The 541-nt window shown below is 46.8% G+C and carries 2 tRNA genes; both read left to right on the forward strand.

What is annotated here, in order from left to right:
- Positions 1–73: 73 nt before the first annotated feature.
- Positions 74–150, forward strand: a tRNA-Ile gene (locus CR46_RS0117630).
- 111 nt (positions 151–261) lie between these two features.
- Positions 262–337, forward strand: a tRNA-Ala gene (locus CR46_RS0117635).
- Positions 338–541: the final 204 nt, after the last annotated feature.

Here is a 541-nt window from a genome sequence, read left to right on the forward strand (position 1 = left end):
CCTCGCGGTAAGCGCTCACAATGAATTACCTGATCAGATAATAGAGCAAACGGTTTAAGCACGATCCCCTCTTGGGTCTGTAGCTCAGTTGGTTAGAGCGCACCCCTGATAAGGGTGAGGTCGGCAGTTCAAGTCTGCCCAGACCCACCAAATTCCTGTGATACGGCGTTAAAATGCTCCTCGTATAGCAGGCTATACGTCGTCGCATCTTGCCTTGTCTCACAGAAATTAATGGCAAGAGGTAAGATCAGCAAAAACAATGGGGCCATAGCTCAGCTGGGAGAGCGCCTGCCTTGCACGCAGGAGGTCAGCGGTTCGATCCCGCTTGGCTCCACCATTATCTTAACGTTAAGTGTAAGACCCGTTTGTGATTGTTTCGTGACCATTGATAAGCACGACGTTAAACGTCTTCTTATCACTGTTCATTGAACAGCTGCTCTTTAACAATGTATATCATGCTGACATAAACGCTTCTTTGAAGTGTTTATACGTAATTGTTTTGTGATACGTCTCAAGCGTATCCGGCAATCGTTATCATTGC

The organism is Vreelandella neptunia, assembly GCF_000712975.1.
Taxonomy (GTDB): Bacteria; Pseudomonadota; Gammaproteobacteria; order Pseudomonadales; family Halomonadaceae; genus Vreelandella; species Vreelandella qaidamensis.